Source organism: Staphylococcus sp. IVB6214 (assembly GCF_025558585.1).
GTDB lineage: Bacteria > Bacillota > Bacilli > Staphylococcales > Staphylococcaceae > Staphylococcus.
This window is the reverse complement of record NZ_CP094723.1, coordinates 70,797-90,672: the sequence shown is the minus strand read 5'-3', so window position 1 is coordinate 90,672 and position 19,876 is coordinate 70,797. Positions and strand designations below refer to the sequence as shown.

Below are 19,876 nucleotides of genomic sequence, written 5' to 3'. Positions count from 1 at the left end.
TTGTGCAGGAGTGAATAAAATGGATGAGTTAATTGAAGTATTAGCTGACTTAGTCGTTGAAAAGTTACAGAACGATAACTAATCATGACGGGGCTGGGACATAATTCCTAGCCCCTTTATATTCTTGTATTCTACTTCCGATTTCATCTCTAACACGTTGAAATTCTGACCATTCTTTTCCTGCTGGATCATCAAAGCCCCAGTGTTCTTTTTTGACGTTAGGTGGTATGATGGTACAATTATCATCTGCATTGCTACATAATGTTATGACTAAATCTGATTGTCTTAAGATATCATTATCAATCAAGTCTGATGTATAATTTGAGATATCAATACCTACTTCTTTCATAGCTTCTACTGCTTTTGGATTAAAACCATGTGTTTCAATTCCAGCAGAATAGACATAAAAACTGTCACCTAAAATTTTCTTTTCCCAACCTTCTGCCATTTGGCTACGACAAGAGTTGCCAGTACATAAAAAATAAATTGTTTTCTTATCCATAGTTAAAGCCTCTTTTCTTAAAATATAATTAGTGTGAGATATAAACCTAAGAGTGTGACAAATAGTACCGGAATAGTAATAATGATTCCAGTTTTAAAATATATTCTCCACGAAATCTTTACACCTTTTTGTGTTAACACATGTAGCCACAATAATGTTGCTAAAGACCCAATCGGTGTGATTTTCGGTCCTAAATCAGAACCTATTATATTGGCATAAACCATACCTTCTTTAATGGTTCCTACTACATTAGATTGTCCAATCGCTATAGCATCGATTAAGACAGTAGGCATATTATTCATAATGGATGATAAAAATGCTGATATAAAGCCCATGCCCATAACACTACTGAATAATCCATGACTTGAAATATTAGATAATACTTCAGCTAAAATTGATGTGATGCCAACGTTTTTTAATCCAAATACAACTAAGTACATACCTATAGAAAATAGAACAATATTCCATGGTGCACCTTTAATCACTTGTTTAGTATGAACTGAAGGAGAATTACGAGCTAAGATCACAAAGATAAGTGCAATCGTACAAGCAATGATCGATACAGGGATTTGAATAAACTCACTAACAAGATAGCCTACAAGTAATATTGCTAATACTAGCCAAGAAATCTTAAATAATTTTAAGTCTTTAATTGCATCATTTGGGTTCATAAGATTCTTTTATCGAAAGTTTTTGGTATAGACGTTCTGAAATAAAGCCATAATACAAATATGCTAGCGATCAGAGAGAATATATTTGGAATAATCATTCGACTAAGGTACTCAATAAATCCAATATTGAAGTAATCAGCAGAAACGACATTTACTAAATTCCTCACATTTAATGGAAGTGATGTAGTATCAGCAATAAATCCACATGCAATAATAAAAGGGAATAACGTTTTTTTACTGAAACCCAAATTTCTTACCATCGCTAATACAATTGGCGTTAAGATTAAAGCTGCACCATCATTTGCGAAAAATGCAGCTACTATTGATCCTAATAGCATAATATATACAAACATTTTTAAGACGTTACCGTTTGAAGCTTTGACCATATGTATTGCAGACCATTCAAAAAATCCAATCTCGTCTAATATTAATGAAATAAGAATAACAGCTACAAATGTTAAAGTGGCATTCCAAACGATACTTGTTACCTCTAGTACATCAGAAAAGCTAACAACGCCTGTAATAATAGAGATGACCGCCCCAATTAAAGCTGTAATACCAATATCTAAACCTTTAGGTTGCCATATCACAAAGAATAAAGTTAAAAGAAAAATTACAATTCCTAAAGTCATCATCATCAACATTCACCTGATTTTATATTTTTACATACACAACGTTGGTTAGATGTGTCAATAATGTTTATATTTTGATTGATATCATCTAAAATAACATGATTAAGTTGGTACATATGTTTGTTACCATCTTTACGTGTATAAACTAATTCGTTATCTACTAATAACTTCATATGATGACTGAGTGTTGGTTGTGAGAATTGAAAGTGCTCCAACAAATCACAAGCACATAATTCACCACAAGAAAGTAAGTCTAATATTTCCAATATACTTGGATCTGATAACACTTTTAATATTGTTGAGAGTTCTTTATAAGACACATATCTACCTCCTAGATATTAAATAGATTAACAACTATATAGTTGTTTAACTGTATTATAATTACAAGTATTAAAATCGGGATGAAGAGTAGTTAATGTCGTTTCAATAAAAAAAGGCACATCCACATTATTGAACAATTCGTCAATATGTGTTGTGCCTTTATTACATTTATATATAATTAAATATTAAATAAATCATTAAATGATTCTATCATAGTAGGATGTGTATATATATTGTCACGTAAAACTGTATAGTCAATATTTTGGTCAATTGTCAGTTTTACTAAATTTATGATTTCCTCGGATTGTAAACCATATAAAGTAGCCCCAAGTACTTTATTTGTTGTTGCGTCTATCACAACTTTAAACAAACCTCTAGGATCATTATTAATTTTGTGACGAGGTATATTACTTACTGGTAGTTTACCTTCTTTAATTTCATACCCTTGTTCTTTTGCTTCTTTAGCAGTCAATCCCACACGAGATAATGGAGGATCTATAAATACCGTATAAGGTACCGCACCTCTATTTTCTGTAGTGCGAGCAACTGAACCGAATAATTTGTCTTTAACAATTCTAAAGTCATCTAAAGAAATATAAGTGAATTGCATGCCACCTTTTACATCACCTATTGCATAGATATGTTTTACAGCTGTTTCCAACTGATTATTGACTTCTATTTCGCCACGTTCACCTAGTTTAATATCAGTGTTTTCTAAATTTAAGTCAGTATTTGGCTTTCTACCAATTGCGAGTAATACCGCTTCTGCTTCAAAATCACCTTTATTCGTTTTAGCGATTGTATATCCATCTTTATCTTCAAATTCTGAAGTTTGAGCACCTAACTCGAATTTTACACCTTTATCTTCTAAATCTTTAATCGCATGTGAAACGATTTCTTCATCTTCTCTTGCCATTAATTTATCATTCGCTTCTAATACAGTCACTTGTGTACCAAAGTTTGAAAACATAGATGCGAATTCTAAAGAAATATATCCTCCGCCAACAATAACTAACCGTTTAGGTTGTTCGCTTAAATTCATTATTCCTGTAGAATCATATAAATGTTTAGATTCTTTAATGCCTTTGATATCAGGAATAACAGGTGTTGCACCAGTATTTATCACAATGTCATCTGCTGTTAAAGTATCTACAACTTTGCCTTGTTCATCTAATAAGTCTACTTCCGTATTGGATTTAAAGCTAGCCTTGTAATCTAATACTGTTATATTTTCATCGTCTGCTAAGTTATGATAATTCTTTTTATTAAGGGCCGTTACGACTTCTTCTTTACGCTCAAATGCTTGATTGAACGATCCACTTTCTAATCCTTCGTGCACTAATGTTTTAGATGGAATACAGCCGATATTGATACATGTACCACCATACATTTTTTTGGATTGTTCAACAACTGCTACTTGTTTCCCTTGAGCTGAAGCTGTTTTTGCTAGTGTTTTTCCACCTTTACCAAACCCTAAAATTAATAAATCATACTTTTTCATTGTAACCCTCCATTAATATATCGTTTAATATATCTCCAATAGAAATATTTTGATAATATTTTTCAATTATTTCAAATTCTTTTCGATGATAGTTGGACATTACTCGACTCATTTCATTTGAGATTTTACAGTCACTTTCTTTTGTACCTGTATAAATTCTGCCAAATGATTGACTAGAAGCGAATAATTTAAATAAATTGGATAATGGCGTATCTAACACATTACCATTTATACGATACCCTCCATATTTGCCCTTTTGTGTTGTAATGTAACCTTCTTCTAATAGTTTGCTCATAACTCTTCTTAATTGCACAGGATTAACACAAACTTTTCATGACAATTCGACACTACTAAATCTTTCAGATGAATGTTTACTTAAGAAAGTTAATACGTGAACCGCGATATTAAATTCTAAATTCAATGAATCATCTCCTTTTAAATGTAACTATAATAATTACATTTAAACATATCTACTTCTTAAGTTCAAATAAAAAAATCACGCCTATAATAAGACGTGATTTTTTCTTATAAAATTATTGATTGTTGTTGATATAAGAATCTGGATTAACTGAATATTCATTACCTACGCCACCTTGCATACGTTGGAAATGTAAATGTGGTGCCGTTGAATTACCAGTATTACCTGATTGTCCAATTTGTTGACCTGCTTTCACTTCGTCACCTTTATTTACATTTAATTTATTCATATGCATGTACCATTGATAATAATCACTATTTTTCTCTTTTATTGTTACTTGGTTACCACCACCGTAGTTACTCCAACCACTTTGAATCACAGTTCCATCTGCTAAAGCGTATACAGGGGTATTTTCTTCCATAGCATAATCTACACCGTAATGTGCACCTCCGCCGTGATATTGACCATATTCTTGTAACTTTTTATTTTTAGTAAGCCAATTTGATGAAGCTTCTGCATTACCTTTCGCTTCCTTAGTGCTAGTTGCATCGTTGTTATGAGTAGATTGTTCTTTAGAAGCAGTATTGTTATATTGAGCTGTTTCTTGATTATCATTTGTTTCATTAGAAATCGCTACATGTCCATTACTTCCTGTTTCATTATGCTTAGCTGTTTGATTATCATTTGCTATCGTTTCTTTATTTGTTTCAGATGTTTGATTCTCTTCTCCATTATTTACTTGATAACCTTTATCCTTAATTGATTGATTTGATTGAGATGGTGAATAATCATTATCATCTTTTTCAAAATAGTAATAATGCGTAACACCATTTTGATCTACTTCATACGATTTATATTCTTTATGTTCAAACATAGATTGATTCCAATTGCCATCTAATGTGTGATGATAATTCCCTTTACTATCTATTGTATAATAAACATCATTTTCAATTCCCGTATAGTTGTGAGTATTTTGCGTAGATACACTACTTTGTTCTTCAGCTTGTGCGTCTTGTTGAGCAATACTCATAGTTAGAATTCCAATAGTCGCTATTGAAGTTGTTAGTATTTTTTTCATTTTAATAAACCTTCCTTTTCTTAAACTATAGAACTCAATCTATCACGTGCTTAAATGAAAATAAATACTTGTAATCGATTTGTGTATAGTAAATAAAAAGTTGTAATATTTTCAAAATAATATTACTGATTTCTGAATTTTTGATATTAGTGTCATTCCTTATTACACATAGGATGTATACATTTAATGGGCTATTTTCAAAAAATTCATTACGCAAATTTCAAGTTTAAGTTAGCCACCTTTTCCGACTACATAACTTAGGTGTGTTCCTTTATGATTTGTCATGTTAGAATAAGTATGCGTCATGTAAATTCATTCCTTTATTGTTTGTGTGGTAACTTCAATAATAACATGAAATTCACGTGGCGTTTTTTGTCTAAAGGTAGCTAAGTTGGTTATAAAATCCACCATTATTTAAAATAAAATCTTTTTGCAATTTAATTATAAAAAATTGCAAATTATAAACTAATACTTTTACTAAAATAATAGTTTGGTTTAGAATGAATGTTTGTAAACAATTGTTGGTGATTGTTTTAAGGGGAGAAAAACAAATAGAGAGAGAGTGAGTAAAAGTATGGATTTATTAATTGCTTTATTACCCGCGTTATTCTGGGGTAGTGTAGTTTTAATTAATGTTCTTGTAGGTGGAGGTCCTTATAATCAAATTAGAGGGACAACTTTTGGTGCGTTAATCATCGGTATTATCTTATTACTTACAGGTAATGCTAAATTTGATGACCTTACGATTATTATCGTTGGTTTAATTTCTGGTGCTTTCTGGGCATTAGGACAAGGTTATCAATTAAAATCTGTCAGCCTTATAGGTGTTTCAAAAACAATGCCTATTTCTACAGGTTTACAATTAGTTGGTACAACGTTATTTAGTGCTATTTTCTTAGGTGAATGGAGTACTGGTGTGCAAGTTACATTAGGACTTGTTGCTATGGTATTACTTGTTATCGGTATTGCTTTAACATCTATTAAAGGTAAAAATGAAGAATCAGAAAGTACCAAAAACTTTGGTAAAGCGATGCCTATCCTTTTAATTTCTACTGTTGGTTATGTTGTCTACGTAGTAGTAGCACAAATATTCGGCGTAGATGGAATGAATGCTTTATTCTTCCAATCTATAGGTATGGCTATTGGTGGTTTAATACTATCAGCTAAACATGAAACATCAGTTAAAAGTACACTATGGAATTTAATCCCAGGTGTTGTGTGGGGTATCGGTAACTTATTTATGTTCTACTCACAACCAAAAGTTGGTGTAGCAACTAGTTTCTCATTTTCACAGTTATTAGTTATTGTATCTACACTCGGCGGTATTTTCCTATTAGGCGAGAAAAAAGACAAACGTCAAATGATTGGTATTTGGGCTGGTATTGTACTTATCGTTATTGCAGCCTTTGTACTCGGATATATTAAAGCATAATTATAATTAAGAGATATGACCATGCTTTAGATTGTTACTAATTAAGGAGGAGTTTGAATATGTTCAAAGATTTAGAAGGCAAAGTAGTAGTTATCACAGGTGGTAGTAGCGGCATTGGTAAAGCAATGGTAGAACAATTTGGTAAAGAAAAAGCTAAAGTTGTTATTAACTATCTTTCAGAAAGTTCATTAGACGATGTTGCTGAATCTATCAAATTAATTGAAGATGCAGGCGGACAAGCAATTAAAGTACATGCAGATGTATCAAAAGAAGAAGATGTAAACAATTTAATTAAAGCAGCAGTTGATACATTCGGTACATTAGATATTCTTATTAATAATGCTGGTTTCGAAAAACCAATTCCAACTCATGAAATGCCTCTAGAAGAATGGCAAAAAGTTATTGATATCAACTTAACTGGTGCATTTATCGGTTCAAAAGCCGCTGTTAATCAATTTCTTAAAGAAGATAAAAAAGGTATTATTCTTAATACATCAAGTGTTCACGATAGAATTCCTTGGCCAAACTATGTAAACTACGCTGCTAGTAAAGGTGGTTTGAAATTAATGATGGAAACAATGTCTATGGAATATGCTCAACACGGCATCCGCATTAACAATATCTCACCTGGGGCTATCGTAACAGAACATACAAGAGAAAAATTCTCTGACCCAGAAACACGCGCTGAAACATTAGAAATGATTCCAGCCAAAGAAATTGGTGAAGCTGATCAAGTTGCAAATGTTGCACGTTTCTTATGTTCAGATCTAGCTGACTACATTCATGGTACTACAATCTATGTAGATGGTGGTATGACAAACTACCCAGCATTTAAGGGCGGTAAAGGCTAACTTATATTTGTCAATTAGACTTAATCTTGTCTAGCGACAAATCGTTTGCTAAGACCATTTAAACTGAAATGTCTTATTATTCTTGTTTTTCAATTAATAAAGCTAATAAATAGAGGAGAGTTTAAGCTACTGCCCATATAACGATTAAGGTTGCGGCAATTAATTGCCGCAACCTTAACATGTGTTTGATAAATAAAGTATTCATTAAAAACGTTTTATACAAATAAAGCTTGATAAATATATAAAATGACAATGCTAATGACAATCGTTAAATTAGTGACCATACCTACCAGTGGTAAAGTTTTATATTTAAATTGTATGGAGTAAGGTATGATAGCTACGCCAACTGGTAATAACCAGGCAACTTGTAGAGTTGTTTTGATCATCTCATCATCAACTGGTAAAAAGAAATGTACTAATAAGCCAGCAATAATACCTAAGCCATAGTGTATAGCTAAATATTTAAGAGCAATTGGTAAGAATCTCTTATCAATACTGAAGTTTAACATCAGACCTAGTAAAATCATTGATAATGGCATATTCGCACCTGATAGCACAGAGAAGAAATCAATTACTGGCTCTGGAAAATGAATATCAAGCATATTTAAGATAAACATTATAATATATGTCATAAGTGGCACCGATTTAAGCAAGTTTTTCCCTAAATATTTAAAGTCGAAACTATCCCCTGCACTACTAAAATAGCTACCGACAAAGTAAGTTACACCAAACATGATAATAGCCCCACCTATATCAGCCATACCAAAGTATATCATCCCTGTTTGTGGCCATATCGCTTCAACGAGTGGATACGCAAATAACCCTATATTTAACGAAGCTATCATCATGCCAGTGGCACCACGAATCTGATTATCATAATTTATAAATAACCAGACCACAATAATTTTGGCAAGAATACCATAAATAATCATCATTATTGGTAAAATTGAAAGTGATAAATCTAATTCTGCACCGTTCAAATTAACTATTACTAGCGAAGGCAATGTGACATTTAATACTAAGGTAGAGAATACTTGACTATCATTCGCCTTAAAGTAATTAATCCTCTTTAATGTATAACCCAATGCAATCAGTATAATAATTATGATAAATTGTTGAGTCACAACAATCCTTCTTTCATTACATTTTTTCGTTTTCAATCCATTTTCATACTTTAACATAAATGTTGGTTATTTTAGAAGCTTTCGATTTCATGTTATAATTCTAGTCAAACTCGTGTAGTCCAATGTCCTTGTCTATACCTATAAAGTTACGTCCTTCTAATAGTGCAGAAACTAAAAATGAACCACTACCACAAGTATTATCTAAAATGGTATCACCCAAATTAGAATAAGTTTTTACTAAATATCTGCCTAAATCTATGGGTTTTTGAGTCGGATGGTAAACTTTACCTTCAGATTCTGCCGTTTTAAAATAAGTTAAATCAATTGGATATCTCGTTCCCTCGCTTTTTACTTCACTAGGGGAAAATAGTCCATAACTACCTGTTAACTGATTTTTACGTGTACCCTTATTATAAGGATTACCTTCTGACAGGTTCTGTTGCAAAGTTGAATTTATAGTATAATTTTAACAAAAAGGAGTCTTCTGTATGAACTATTTCAGATATAAACAATTTAACAAGGACGTCATCACTTTAGCCGTTGGCTACCATCTAAGATATGCATTGAGTTATCGTGATATATCTGAAATATTAAGGGAACGTGGTGTAAATGTTCATCATTCAACGGTCTACCGTTGGGTTCAAGAATATGCCCCGATTTTATATCAAATTTGGAAGAAAAAGCATAAAAAAGCTTATTACAAATGGCGTATTGATGAGACGTACATCAAAATAAAAGGAAAATGGAACTATTTATATCGTGCCATTGATGCAGAGGGACATACATTAGATATTTGGTTGCGTAAGCAACGTGATAATCATGCAGCATATGCGTTTATCAAACGTCTCATTAAACAATTTGGTAAACCTCAAAAAGTGATTACAGATCAGGCACCTTCAACGAAGGTAGCCATGACTAAAGTTATTAAAACGTTTAAACTGAATCCCGACTGTCATTGTACATCGAAATATCTGAATAATCTCATTGAGCAAGATCACCGTCATATTAAAGTAAGAAAGACAAGATATCAAAGTATCAATACGGCAAAGAATACTTTAAAAGGTATTCAATATATTTACGCTCTATATAAAAAGAACCGCAGGTCTCTTCAGATCTGCGGATTTTCGCCATGCCACGAAATTAGCATCATGCTAGCAAGTTAAACGAACACTGACATGACATATTAGTGGTTAGCTATATTTTTTACTTTGCAACAGAACCTTACATATAATAAAAAAAGAGATGATTATAATCCTCATTTTCATGTGTTAATTGCAGTAAATAAATCGTATTTCACAGATAAAAGATATTATATTAGCCAACAAGAATGGTTAGATTTATGGCGTGATGTAACGGGCATTTCAGAAATCACACAAGTTCAAGTTCAAAAAATAAGACAAAATAACAATAAAGAGTTATATGAAATGGCTAAGTATTCTGGTAAAGATAGTGATTATTTAATAAATCAAAAAGTATTTGATGCATTCTATAAATCACTTAAAGGTAAACAGGTTTTAGTTTATTCAGGATTATTTAAAGAGGCTAAAAAGAAATTAAAAAATGGGGATTTAGATTATTTAAAATAAATTGATCCAACCGAATATATCTATCAAATTTTTTATATTTGGAAACAAAAAGAGTATTTGGCTAGTGAACTTTATGATTTAACAGAACAAGAAAAAAGAGAAATTAATCATAAAATGATAGACGAAATCGAGGAAGAACAATAACAAAATATAAGTGTTAACAGCTGACCTCCCGATAACATCATGTAGTTATTGGGAGGTCAGCTGTTGAATTATGCACGAGTATTTTAAAAGTTATTGTGATGACGGCGATAAACGATTATCAAAAGTATAATGTTAAAATGTTTTATTATACTAACGTTATATAAACATTATACTTTTGTTATACAAATTTTAACCCTGTTAGGAACTATAAAAAATCATGAAAATTTTAATTTGCATGTAACTGGGCAGTGTTTTAAAAAATCGACACTGGATTTTTTAAAAATTGATATCTGGATTATCTGCAAAATAAAAATCGTAAAGTTTAAGAAATTCAAAATCAGTATCTGATATGTTTTGGTCTTTCATGATTTTAATTATTTTTTGGATTCTTTGGTCGTTAGGGATATTACATAGTTCAGCAATTTCTTTTGATGTTTTATCAAATACAGAAAAAGTGAATACAAAGTTTATCGTCATAAAAACACCTCTTATTTGGCTCATATTTACGTTTTAAGAAACAAATATAATTATACAGGTAATGAACTATATATTTTTAAAGTTTGCTCTAAATACACCTTTAAAATGCAAATAAAGATATTTGATTATCACACGCAAATTTTGTTTTTAGCACTATACCTTTTTAGGTATGTAAGTGCGCCCTTGGATATTTAAATTTATTTATGTCGGGTCTACTAGGTCTATCGAGTAGACAAAGGAGCTAGATGTATTTATGCCGAGAAAATTTATTGATGTTGAGAAGAACCCTTAACTAAACTTGTAGACGAATGTCGGCATAGCGTGAACTATTAAGCCGACCATTCGACAAGTTTTGGGATTGTTAAGGGTTCCGAGGCTCAACGTCAATAAAGCAATTGGAATAAAGCAATTATTTATAACTAATTCATTAAGTTTGAAAGCATATCTGCTACATATGTTTCAGTGAATGCCGCTAATATGACCATTGGCAAACATATAAATAAATATGCTTTTAGTAGGTTAAATAAACTTGTTTTGAAAGAGTGATTTTCCTTTTTTTCTTTTCTGAACAGATTGGTTATTTTTCTTATAATTGATTTATTTAGCATATAGAGACCGCTAGTAAATATACAAAAACTCATAATTTCTAAAGTGTAATGTGGTATATAAGCGATTAAGCTAGTTAGACCTTTGTATGTGTCAAAATGGATAAAAAAACCAAATAGTATTCCAGGAATAATAACCGATACTATTAAGTTTATAGTATATAAAATGGTATTGGTATTAATGCTAACAAAAGCATTTGTATTGGTACATGAAAGCCATTATTTTGTATAAAACCCCAAACTTTTTTTAATCCATGTGTTTTACTAACGCTTTCAGGTGAACTGGAACCTAATTGTTTTATAAATTCTTCTGAAGGATGAAAAATTAAAGCAATAGGAATTGTTACTAGTAATAAAGCTGTTGATAATATAAAGATTTTTAATGCCCTTTTAAAATAATTTTGATCTTTGATACTCAGCATAATTAATCCTTTCTTTCTTGTTTTTTGAAACTCGTTTCACTCGTTTCTAAAAACCAAAAGAAATAAGCCCAATAAACAAAGGTAAGACTAAACCTAAAATAAAAATAAAAGAAGTCACAGTTTCATATTTTTCAGATCCAGACAATTTTTTTAAAACAGGATTTGCAATTACTCTAATCAAACCCAGACAAATCACAATACTAATAATGAATACAGCTTGATTATCATTTAAATAAACTATAGAAATTAAAAACAAAATTGAGAACGGAACACCTAACAAAAAAGAAAATAAATACTTCATCAAAACTCTCCTTTTCATAAACTAACACTATTTAAATTTTATTCCAATTTCCTTTTGGTGTGAACCAACAGCGAAACAAAAAATAAAAAAGCTGTCAAATGGCAAAATTGATACCTAACGGTATCCAGCCATTCGGCTTTTTAGTATGTTTCCGTTTCGCTTTTCCCACCAAAAATTTTCTCGGCATAAATGCGTCAACTCTTTTATTCTTCAGAAATACTTTTAGTTAATAAAGTTGCTCCACCAATTAACATTCCAATGCCCAAAATAAAGAAACCACTAAAGGTTGCAAAAAGACTTCCTAAAGATAAGAAAATAGAAAATAAATTACGTTCTGTTTTTTTCAACTTCAAAACTCCTTTTTAGCAAACTTTATCACAATAGTTATTGTTTTGCAGGTCTATTTTTCATGGTTTTTTCTTATCTTGAATTTAAGTGAAAAAAAGCGGTTCTGTTGCAAAGTAAAAAAATATAGCTAACCACTAATATGTCAGTGTTCGTTTAACTTGCTAGCATGATGCTAATTTCGTGGCATGGCGAAAATCCGTAGATCTGAAGAGACCTACGGTTCTTTTTATATAGAGCGTAAATACATTCAATACCTTTTAAAGTATTCTTTGCCGTATTCATACTTTGATATCTTGTCTTTCTTACTTTAATATGACGGTGATCTTGCTCAATGAGATTATTCAGATATTTCGATGTACAATGACAGTCGGGATTCAGTTTAAACGTTTTAATAACTTTAGCCATGGCTACCTTCGTTGAAGGTGCCTGATCTGTAATCACTTTTTGAGGTTTACCAAATTGTTTAATGAGACGTTTGATAAACGCATATGCTGCATGATTATCACGTTGCTTACGCAACCAAATATCTAATGTATGCCCCTCTGCATCAATGGCACGATATAAATAGCTCCATTTCCCTTTTATTTTGATGTACGTCTCATCAATACGCCATTTGTAATAGGCTTTTTTATGTTTTTTCTTCCAAATTTGATACAAAATCGGAGCATATTCTTGAACCCAACGGTAGACCGTTGAATGATGAACGTTGACACCACGTTCTCTTAGAATTTCAGATATATCACGATAACTCAGTGCGTATCTTAGATAGTAGCCAACGGCTACAGTGATGACGTCCTTGTTAAATTGTTTATATCTGAAATAGTTCATATAGCATACTCCTTTTTGTTAAAATTATACTATAAACTCAACTTTGCAACAGAACCATAAAGCGTTTTGCAATATGTCTGATAGGTATATATCTTTATATATAATAAATCCACCTATAAAAAATGTCACAAAAACAACAACAGACTTCACTTTCTTTATATAATCATTCTTATTTTTTCCTATGAATTTTTTATAATAGTACAAGTAAATAAAGGTAACAACACCAGACAATAAAAATGCCAAGCTGTATCGTAAAAGTAAACCTAATTGTCCAATTCCAATATGAAATAGCCCGAAAAAATCTTCACTATAACCAGTGAAACCTGCTACTTGAATAAGTATAAAAACAACAAATATAAGAGCCAAAAACCATGGCTTTAAAAATTGAACTATATCTTTAGGTTTAATCAATTTAATTTCTCCTCCTAAGATTTACTCAAAAAATTCATAATGAATATTATTGTTCAACCTCGTTTTTTTAGTTTTATTTGTGATATGCTTCTGAGTATCGGTTAATGATGCGGTTTTTAATTATATAATTTCAATTAATAAGGTAATGAATAGTTTTTTTTATAAATTTTATTCTTCTAAAATTCTTTTTAATTTACACACTAAAAAATATCCTCCTTAACAATAATAAGTTATTTAAATTGTTGATTAAGAAGGATATTTTTATATCTATTTATTTCTCAATTTAGAACTAGATTTTTATCGTGCTTTCAGCTCATTTCCTGTCATCCATTTATGATTTTTAATGATTTTACCATTATCTTTGGATTTGTAATCAACTACGTAAACAGTAGTCTTTTTCACGTTATCTATATTGGCTGTAGCACCTTTCATACCAGACATATGACTTGCTTCTAATTTAACAGTATCGCCCTTACTAAATCCATCTTTAGGTGCATCTTTAATCTCTTCGTTTACGACCCATTTATGATTGTTTACTTTTTCATTTCCATTTGTGGGTTTATAACTTACAACATAGGCATATGTTTTATACGCACCTTTTACAGTAGCTTCTGCACCTTTCATACCTGGCATATGCTCTGCTGTAATCGTTACTTTATCTCCCACTTTAAATTCACCCTCATTAGTCGATTTCATATCTTCTGGAACTTTACTTTCATCATTATGCTTCATATGGCTCTCACTTTTTTGGTCATTAGGGTCTTTATCTTTTTCATCATTATTGGAGCAAGCTGATAATATTAGTAATGATCCTAATATCATAAAAATAATTTTTTAATCATAATAAAACTCCTATCTTTTATTTTAATTTTAATGTAAAGGCATTAATTGCAACAATAACCGTACTTAGTGACATTAAAATAGCACCTATTGCAGGTGATAAAATCAAGCCGATAAATGCTAAAATACCAGCTGCTAAAGGTACAGAAACAATATTATAACCTGCACCCCACCATAAGTTTTGCACCATTTTTCTCATAGTATTATTTGAAAGGGTCAAGAAATGAATAATATCTGATGGATTACTTTTAACAAGTATGATATCACCTGAATCCACTGCAACATCTGTGCCTGCACCAATTGCTATACCAATATCGGCTCTTATAAGACTCGGCGCATCGTTGATACCGTCTCCGACCATCATGACTTTATTACCGTCACTTTGATAATCTTTTATAATGCTTTCCTTATCTTCTGGCATGAGTTGTGCGTGGACATCACTAATACCTAATTCTTTTGCGACAGCGTGTGCCACTTCATTATTGTCACCTGTAAGCATGACTGGTGTAATATTTCTTGATAGTAAATCAGCTACCATTTGTTTTGAGCTTTCTTTAATTTGATCTCCTTGAGCAATCATGCCAATGACTTGTTGTTCCTCAATTAAATAGCTGATTGAATTACCTTGTTGAGCTAATTTAGTAAACAAGTCATCGTCATAATTAAGTTTATGTTTATCAAGATAAGAGACATTTGTTATTTTATATGTTTTATTATCAATTAGACCTTCTAATCCGACACCTGGAATATTATTAACGTCTTGTGGATTAGTAAATGAAACATTTTTACTTTTCGCAAAATCAACAATACTTATAGCTAATGGGTGATTAGATTGACTTTCTAATGAGGCGAAAAGGCTTAATATTGTATCATTACTCAAATCATTTTTAAAGCTCTCATAATGATTCACAGAAAAGTTACCCTCAGTTAAAGTACCAGTTTTATCCATCATTACATAATCGATATGTTGAGCTATTTCTACAGACTCTCTATTTTTAATAATTAAACCATTATGTGCACCAATTGAAGTAGAACGTGCAGTGACTAAAGGTATTGCCAAGCCTAAAGCATGTGGACAAGCAATGACTAACACAGTTACAAGACGTTCTAATGCAAAATCAACATCATTTTGAATGAGCATCCAGACAATAAACGAAATCACGCCAACACTTACAGCAAAGTAGAATAAATAACCCGCTACTTTATCAGATAACAATTCAGCACTAGATTTATCATTTTGTGCTTGATTAACAAGTCCCATAACTTGAGAAAGATATCCATCTTCTCCAACAGCTGTAACCTTGACTTGTATTGTTCCAGATCCATTAATAGAACCCCCAATAACGTTGTCATTTTGATTTTTTTGTACTTTTTTTGATTCTCCAGTGACTAGGGATTCATCTATGGATGTTTGTCCTTGAACAATAATACCATCTGTTGGAATGCTTTCTCCGGCTTTTACTTCGACGACATCATCAGCCATGATCTCTGATATTTTAACTTCTTCGCGTTGACCATTGTCCATAACTTTAATAGCACTATTAGGTAAAAGTTCTGCCATTTTCTTTAAGGCATCTCCAGCATTTCCGACAGCATTCATTTCTATCCAATGTCCTAATAACATAATTAAAATTAAGGTAGCTAATTCCCAAAAAAAGTCCATTGTATGACCAGTTGCACTACTAAAGTTATTCATATAAAAAGCATACAAGCTATAAATATAAGCTACCGAAATGCCTAGGGCAACTAAGGTCATCATGCCTGGTTTTTTTGCAGCAATTTCATCTTTACCACCAGACAAGAACGGTTTACCACCATAAAAGAATAAAATTGTACTTAATATTAACACTACCCATTCAGAACCTGGAAATGTGAATTGAAAAGGTAAGTTAACACCCATCAGTGGCGATAAAAGAATGATAGGTATTGCAAAAATTAATGAAACAAAAAACTTAGCTTTAAAATTCCCATGATGATGTGCATGGCCACTATGATGATTATGTGATTCATGGTTATCATGATGCATTTGATTGGAATGATTCATGTGATTTTGATGCTTAAGCTCTTCACCATTATTCTTCAAATTAACTCCTCCTATTTATGAAAATATTATATTAGCTATACTTATACTATAACATATACCCCTTAGGGGTATAAAGGTTTTCGATTTATCTACTTTTATGAATTTATATAATTCCGAAACTTATGTCTACACGTCCTACATTAGACCTTGTCATCGATATTTAAAACAATGTTTTAATTAAAAGATCTAATCTTAACTATCGCATGACAATACACTCTGACCAAGGTTATCATTACCAAAACAAGTCATATATTAATATCCTTAAAGAAAATAACGCATTTCAGAGTATGTCTAGAAAAGCAAATTGTCTAGATAATTATTTAAAGAAGCCAGTAAATGAATTTATAATAAACTCATTTACTGGCCATTTTTCTAGTATTTATGCTCAGTCTCTTCAAACTATATTAATCCTTTTTTGATTCTCAAATTCTACGCCACAATAGCTGCATTTTATTAAAGATACTATATATTCAATCAATTTCAAAGTGAGTTACATACAACTTATTTTTTAGTTTTATTTGTGATACGCTTCTGCGTATCAGATAGTGATGCGGTATTTTAAATAACTTTTATTATAGATAACTTTATTAATTTATACCTTTATTGTAATTAATGTAGTTCATATAAACTCCAAATTAATCAATCATGCCCGATTCAATCCATTTATTAAATTCTATTTTTACAACATCCCCATGATAATATGTACCATTATGTTCGTCACCGTTTTTCATCCACCAATTTTTTGAATTTTCATTCTCTTCAACATCAATATAATTAGTATAAAAAGTGCCTGACATCACAATGGGACAAATGCCCTCTTTATTACCAAGATCTGCTAAATTTGATGCTGTTGTTACTGCTTTTCCAATCCATACAAAATCATTTATACCTGAACTCTTTCTACCTGCCTTCACTGCCAAATTTTTATCTGCAGCCAAACCAATACCTGCTTTGATATTTGGAAGATTTCTTTTATCTAATAATTTATTCAACATTTTTAAATAGGTATTAATGTAAACTGCACGGCTGTAGACATCATATATTTCTTCTTTGCTAGCAGTTGAATATACAGCAAATACGCAATCTCCCCTAATACCAATTTCTTTCAATTCATTATCTTGAGTATCCTTTTGTAAAATCTCTATAACTTCAGACGTAAAGCCTCTAATTACCTTGGCAACATCTACTTCACTATTTTCAGTGAATAATTTAGTAGAATTTCTTAAATCTATAAAGATTGCACTAAGCCAAGCTTTATAGCCATTCTCATATGTAAAATCATCGTTATTAGGAAATCTTTCCACTTCATTTATAAAGTTGGTATTCTCTAATATTTCTTCAACTTTTTTCTTTCTTGACTTGTAATCATAGCCTCTTATTTTCATATTTAAAAACCTCCCGCTTTAACTAAAATAATACCGATAGAATGCAAAATTAAAATTCCTAAAATCCCCCAAAGTACCAATGCTAAGCCTTTCTTATAAAAATGATATTTTCTTGTAGATATTTTTGAATTTATATAAATCTGGGATAAAATATCATGGATTTCTTCTTCTGATGTTCTATTAATCCTTTGCTTTTTATACTCAGAATAAGTCTTGCTTGAAATGCTTTCAAAATAATATAAGGAGTCATTTTCTATTCCGCTATAAGCCTTAACAGATTTTTTCAACTGGGGAAAAAGTACCCTAATTATATTAAATAACCCATCAAAAAATAAAAAATAGACCGCTCCTTCAAACATTAAATAAATTAAATTCGAAAAATTTATATTGTTCAATGCGTTTAATACTATTTCTTTTTGACTATCTAAGAATACTTCAGAAGAAATAGTAGCAATAAAAATCCCTAACATTGCTAAAACAATTGAAGCTTTTGTATCACAACTCCTTATCCATTCTAAATGTCTATCTAACTCGTCTAAAAGATCATTTTTTAAATTATTGTTTCTCATTAAATTAATCACCCTTTTAAAAATTAAAATTTTTAAAAAATAATAAATATAATATTTTAATTTTTATTGTACATCCACTTTATAACGAAATTACTTAATACAAATAATTATAACAAATCAAGAACTTACGTTCTATATATATATTCATAATTCTTAAGATATAATTATTTAAAAATTAGAAATGAGTGATTTGATGTATCGCAATTGGGGACGTGAGTTACAATCAATAATAGAAAATATGGACACGAAAGACGTAAAAGAAGTGATGAGTCAAGCAAGTAAGTCTTATGAGGAATTAAATATTAAACGCAACACTCGTAACAAAGAAAAATATCCAATGATTTTAACTGACATAGTTAAATATGAATTATATCTTCTTGATGGATGCAATAATGTAGATGAGGAAAACAAACCAAAAAAGTGGGAAAACCATGATTTATTTGTGCCAACTAAAACTAACTTTTCAGCAAATTTCAAAAAGTTTTGTCTTGCACTTGGTATTGATTCTGAAAATTTTAAAATTGGAAAATTCTATGCATTTAAATATGATAGTAAACTTGTTATACATGATATATTGTCGAATAACTCTGATTATATCCATTTTTTAAAAAATGGCGTTAATAAAAAAGACTTAGAATCTACAAATAAAATTAATGATAACATATATTATTTTATAAAAAATGAAATTACTAATGCTATTGATTATAAAACTGCTATGACAAATTATTATTTATATTTCTTAATCGATTCAAATATCGAAGTTGGTATAAAATCTAAGGTTATCGATATTATAACAGCACCAAATGTTAGCAGTGCTCAAAAAATAGATATAATTAATTACTATATGGATGAATTAGATGAACTCAAGGACGAAGTTAATGCAAGATTAGCTGCAACCCAATCTTATAGCTATAGTGACTATTTAGAACAAGAATGCCGTGTTCAAATTGACGTAAATCTTGCAAAGTATTTAACTAAAAAAGAAACTCAAGCATCTGCCCCTAAATCCTTAGTAACTAGATTGTTAAGTCAAAGCGAGCTAGTAGATCCACCAGATTACACCAAAGAAAATCGTAACAAACTTATCTCTGAATTAAAAAAAGCTTTAAATTATCATTTAAAGAAGAACATCAATGATAAAAATAACCTTGATGATTCTGAATATTTTTATATCACGACAAAATAGTAACCATCATTATAGAAGTGCCGATTTTCATCGGCACTTCTTTTTGTCAATATACTTCTTCAAAATTTTGTCTGGAATTTTTAAGTCTTTTTTACAGACTTACTCTTCACACTATTACCTATATAGTTATATATGTATTCGGCCGATACACAAATTAATAC

General features: G+C 30.7%; 20 protein-coding genes and 3 pseudogenes. 5 read left to right on the top strand and 18 right to left on the bottom strand.

Going from position 1 to position 19,876, the window contains the following annotated elements:
• Positions 1 to 82: 82 nt before the first annotated feature.
• The 6 genes and pseudogenes from arsC to MUA51_RS00400 form a co-directional block, all read right to left on the bottom strand.
• Complete coding sequence (gene arsC / locus MUA51_RS00425; protein WP_262559953.1) at positions 83 to 502, bottom strand: arsenate reductase (thioredoxin); 420 nt, start codon at positions 500 to 502, stop codon at positions 83 to 85.
• Between the two features lie 17 nt (positions 503 to 519).
• A pseudogene (arsB, locus tag MUA51_RS00420) lies at positions 520 to 1,811 on the bottom strand (arsenite efflux transporter membrane subunit ArsB).
• On the bottom strand, positions 1,811 to 2,125 hold the full coding sequence (locus tag MUA51_RS00415) for an ArsR/SmtB family transcription factor (protein WP_262559952.1): 315 nt from the start codon (positions 2,123 to 2,125) through the stop codon (positions 1,811 to 1,813). The pseudogene arsB and the gene MUA51_RS00415 overlap by 1 nt, the downstream one beginning before the upstream one ends.
• A 179-nt stretch (positions 2,126 to 2,304) precedes the next feature.
• The gene (gene merA / locus MUA51_RS00410; RefSeq protein WP_262559951.1) at positions 2,305 to 3,627 is read right to left on the bottom strand and encodes a hypothiocyanous acid reductase MerA; all 1,323 of its coding nucleotides are present in this window, start codon (positions 3,625 to 3,627) and stop codon (positions 2,305 to 2,307) included.
• Positions 3,614 to 3,940: an Rrf2 family transcriptional regulator gene (locus tag MUA51_RS00405; protein WP_316957940.1), complete on the bottom strand. Its 327-nt coding sequence runs from the start codon at positions 3,938 to 3,940 to the stop codon at positions 3,614 to 3,616. The genes merA and MUA51_RS00405 overlap by 14 nt, the downstream gene beginning before the upstream one ends.
• A 220-nt stretch (positions 3,941 to 4,160) precedes the next feature.
• Positions 4,161 to 5,123 (bottom strand): M23 family metallopeptidase, encoded by a 963-nt coding sequence (locus MUA51_RS00400; RefSeq protein WP_262559949.1) that lies wholly within the window; start codon positions 5,121 to 5,123, stop codon positions 4,161 to 4,163.
• Between the two features lie 574 nt (positions 5,124 to 5,697).
• Between MUA51_RS00400 and MUA51_RS00395 the strand changes: the two genes are divergently transcribed.
• Both MUA51_RS00395 and MUA51_RS00390 read left to right on the top strand, forming a co-directional pair.
• On the top strand, positions 5,698 to 6,555 hold the full coding sequence (locus tag MUA51_RS00395) for a RhaT/GlcU family sugar-proton symporter (protein ID WP_142019173.1): 858 nt from the start codon (positions 5,698 to 5,700) through the stop codon (positions 6,553 to 6,555).
• A 59-nt stretch (positions 6,556 to 6,614) separates the two neighbouring features.
• Positions 6,615 to 7,406, top strand: a complete 792-nt coding sequence (locus MUA51_RS00390; protein ID WP_107504575.1) for a glucose 1-dehydrogenase — start codon at positions 6,615 to 6,617, stop codon at positions 7,404 to 7,406.
• Between the two features lie 215 nt (positions 7,407 to 7,621).
• Here the strand turns inward: MUA51_RS00390 and MUA51_RS00385 are convergent, their stop codons facing one another.
• Both MUA51_RS00385 and MUA51_RS00380 read right to left on the bottom strand, forming a co-directional pair.
• A complete protein-coding gene (locus tag MUA51_RS00385; RefSeq protein ID WP_262559945.1) occupies positions 7,622 to 8,530 on the bottom strand; it encodes an AEC family transporter in 909 nt (302 codons plus the stop codon).
• A gap of 100 nt (positions 8,531 to 8,630) precedes the next feature.
• Positions 8,631 to 8,975, bottom strand: a complete 345-nt coding sequence (locus tag MUA51_RS00380) for a DNA methyltransferase (protein ID WP_262559944.1) — start codon at positions 8,973 to 8,975, stop codon at positions 8,631 to 8,633.
• Positions 8,976 to 9,018: 43 nt separating this feature from the next.
• Between MUA51_RS00380 and MUA51_RS00375 the strand changes: the two genes are divergently transcribed.
• Together MUA51_RS00375 and MUA51_RS00370 are read left to right on the top strand one after the other, a co-directional pair.
• Complete coding sequence (locus tag MUA51_RS00375; protein WP_262559942.1) at positions 9,019 to 9,693, top strand: IS6 family transposase; 675 nt, start codon at positions 9,019 to 9,021, stop codon at positions 9,691 to 9,693.
• A 57-nt stretch (positions 9,694 to 9,750) separates the two neighbouring features.
• Positions 9,751 to 10,260 (top strand): annotated as a pseudogene (locus MUA51_RS00370) (protein rep); the annotation flags it as partial.
• Positions 10,261 to 10,536: 276 nt separating this feature from the next.
• Here the strand turns inward: MUA51_RS00370 and MUA51_RS00365 are convergent.
• From MUA51_RS00365 to MUA51_RS00320, 10 genes and pseudogenes are all read right to left on the bottom strand, one after another.
• Positions 10,537 to 10,737 carry a hypothetical protein gene (locus tag MUA51_RS00365; protein WP_107513379.1) on the bottom strand — a complete coding sequence of 67 codons (201 nt, stop codon included), beginning with the start codon at positions 10,735 to 10,737 and terminating at the stop codon, positions 10,537 to 10,539.
• A 419-nt stretch (positions 10,738 to 11,156) separates the two neighbouring features.
• Positions 11,157 to 11,764: pseudogene (locus MUA51_RS00360) on the bottom strand (stage II sporulation protein M).
• A gap of 46 nt (positions 11,765 to 11,810) precedes the next feature.
• Positions 11,811 to 12,065, bottom strand: coding sequence for a hypothetical protein (locus MUA51_RS00355; protein ID WP_262559941.1), 255 nt, complete (start codon positions 12,063 to 12,065; stop codon positions 11,811 to 11,813).
• Between the two features lie 203 nt (positions 12,066 to 12,268).
• Positions 12,269 to 12,412 carry a hypothetical protein gene (locus tag MUA51_RS00350; RefSeq protein WP_262559939.1) on the bottom strand — a complete coding sequence of 48 codons (144 nt, stop codon included), beginning with the start codon at positions 12,410 to 12,412 and terminating at the stop codon, positions 12,269 to 12,271.
• Positions 12,413 to 12,566: 154 nt separating this feature from the next.
• Positions 12,567 to 13,241, bottom strand: a complete 675-nt coding sequence (locus tag MUA51_RS00345) for an IS6 family transposase (protein ID WP_118003383.1) — start codon at positions 13,239 to 13,241, stop codon at positions 12,567 to 12,569.
• Between the two features lie 24 nt (positions 13,242 to 13,265).
• A complete protein-coding gene (locus MUA51_RS00340) occupies positions 13,266 to 13,652 on the bottom strand; it encodes a hypothetical protein (RefSeq protein WP_262559937.1) in 387 nt (128 codons plus the stop codon).
• 297 nt (positions 13,653 to 13,949) lie between these two features.
• Entirely contained in the window at positions 13,950 to 14,384 is a 435-nt protein-coding gene (locus MUA51_RS00335; protein WP_346657951.1) for a YdhK family protein, read from the bottom strand.
• 127 nt (positions 14,385 to 14,511) lie between these two features.
• The gene (locus MUA51_RS00330) at positions 14,512 to 16,575 is read right to left on the bottom strand and encodes a heavy metal translocating P-type ATPase (RefSeq protein WP_262559934.1); all 2,064 of its coding nucleotides are present in this window, start codon (positions 16,573 to 16,575) and stop codon (positions 14,512 to 14,514) included.
• Between the two features lie 635 nt (positions 16,576 to 17,210).
• On the bottom strand, positions 17,211 to 17,960 hold the full coding sequence (locus tag MUA51_RS00325) for an adenylate/guanylate cyclase domain-containing protein (RefSeq protein ID WP_262559933.1): 750 nt from the start codon (positions 17,958 to 17,960) through the stop codon (positions 17,211 to 17,213).
• Positions 17,961 to 17,962: 2 nt separating this feature from the next.
• Positions 17,963 to 18,529, bottom strand: coding sequence for a Pycsar system effector family protein (locus MUA51_RS00320; RefSeq protein ID WP_262559932.1), 567 nt, complete (start codon positions 18,527 to 18,529; stop codon positions 17,963 to 17,965).
• A 193-nt stretch (positions 18,530 to 18,722) separates the two neighbouring features.
• Here MUA51_RS00320 and MUA51_RS00315 point away from each other — a divergent pair, with 193 nt between their 5' ends.
• Positions 18,723 to 19,715, top strand: coding sequence for a hypothetical protein (locus tag MUA51_RS00315; RefSeq protein ID WP_262559931.1), 993 nt, complete (start codon positions 18,723 to 18,725; stop codon positions 19,713 to 19,715).
• Positions 19,716 to 19,876: the final 161 nt, after the last annotated feature.

Excerpts from the sequence above, each read along its gene's own strand:
- arsC (WP_262559953.1), bottom strand. The coding sequence starts at position 502 with ATGGATAAGAAAACAATTTATTTTTTATGTACTGGCAACTCTTGTCGT.
- merA (WP_262559951.1), bottom strand. The coding sequence starts at position 3,627 with ATGAAAAAGTATGATTTATTAATTTTAGGGTTTGGTAAAGGTGGAAAA.
- MUA51_RS00400 (WP_262559949.1), bottom strand. The coding sequence starts at position 5,123 with ATGAAAAAAATACTAACAACTTCAATAGCGACTATTGGAATTCTAACT.
- MUA51_RS00395 (WP_142019173.1), top strand. The coding sequence starts at position 5,698 with ATGGATTTATTAATTGCTTTATTACCCGCGTTATTCTGGGGTAGTGTA.
- MUA51_RS00390 (WP_107504575.1), top strand. The coding sequence starts at position 6,615 with ATGTTCAAAGATTTAGAAGGCAAAGTAGTAGTTATCACAGGTGGTAGT.
- MUA51_RS00375 (WP_262559942.1), top strand. The coding sequence starts at position 9,019 with ATGAACTATTTCAGATATAAACAATTTAACAAGGACGTCATCACTTTA.
- MUA51_RS00365 (WP_107513379.1), bottom strand. The coding sequence starts at position 10,737 with ATGACGATAAACTTTGTATTCACTTTTTCTGTATTTGATAAAACATCA.
- MUA51_RS00355 (WP_262559941.1), bottom strand. The coding sequence starts at position 12,065 with ATGAAGTATTTATTTTCTTTTTTGTTAGGTGTTCCGTTCTCAATTTTG.
- MUA51_RS00345 (WP_118003383.1), bottom strand. The coding sequence starts at position 13,241 with ATGAACTATTTCAGATATAAACAATTTAACAAGGACGTCATCACTGTA.
- MUA51_RS00335 (WP_346657951.1), bottom strand. The coding sequence starts at position 14,384 with ATGAAGCATAATGATGAAAGTAAAGTTCCAGAAGATATGAAATCGACT.
- MUA51_RS00325 (WP_262559933.1), bottom strand. The coding sequence starts at position 17,960 with ATGAAAATAAGAGGCTATGATTACAAGTCAAGAAAGAAAAAAGTTGAA.
- MUA51_RS00320 (WP_262559932.1), bottom strand. The coding sequence starts at position 18,529 with ATGAGAAACAATAATTTAAAAAATGATCTTTTAGACGAGTTAGATAGA.
- MUA51_RS00315 (WP_262559931.1), top strand. The coding sequence starts at position 18,723 with ATGTATCGCAATTGGGGACGTGAGTTACAATCAATAATAGAAAATATG.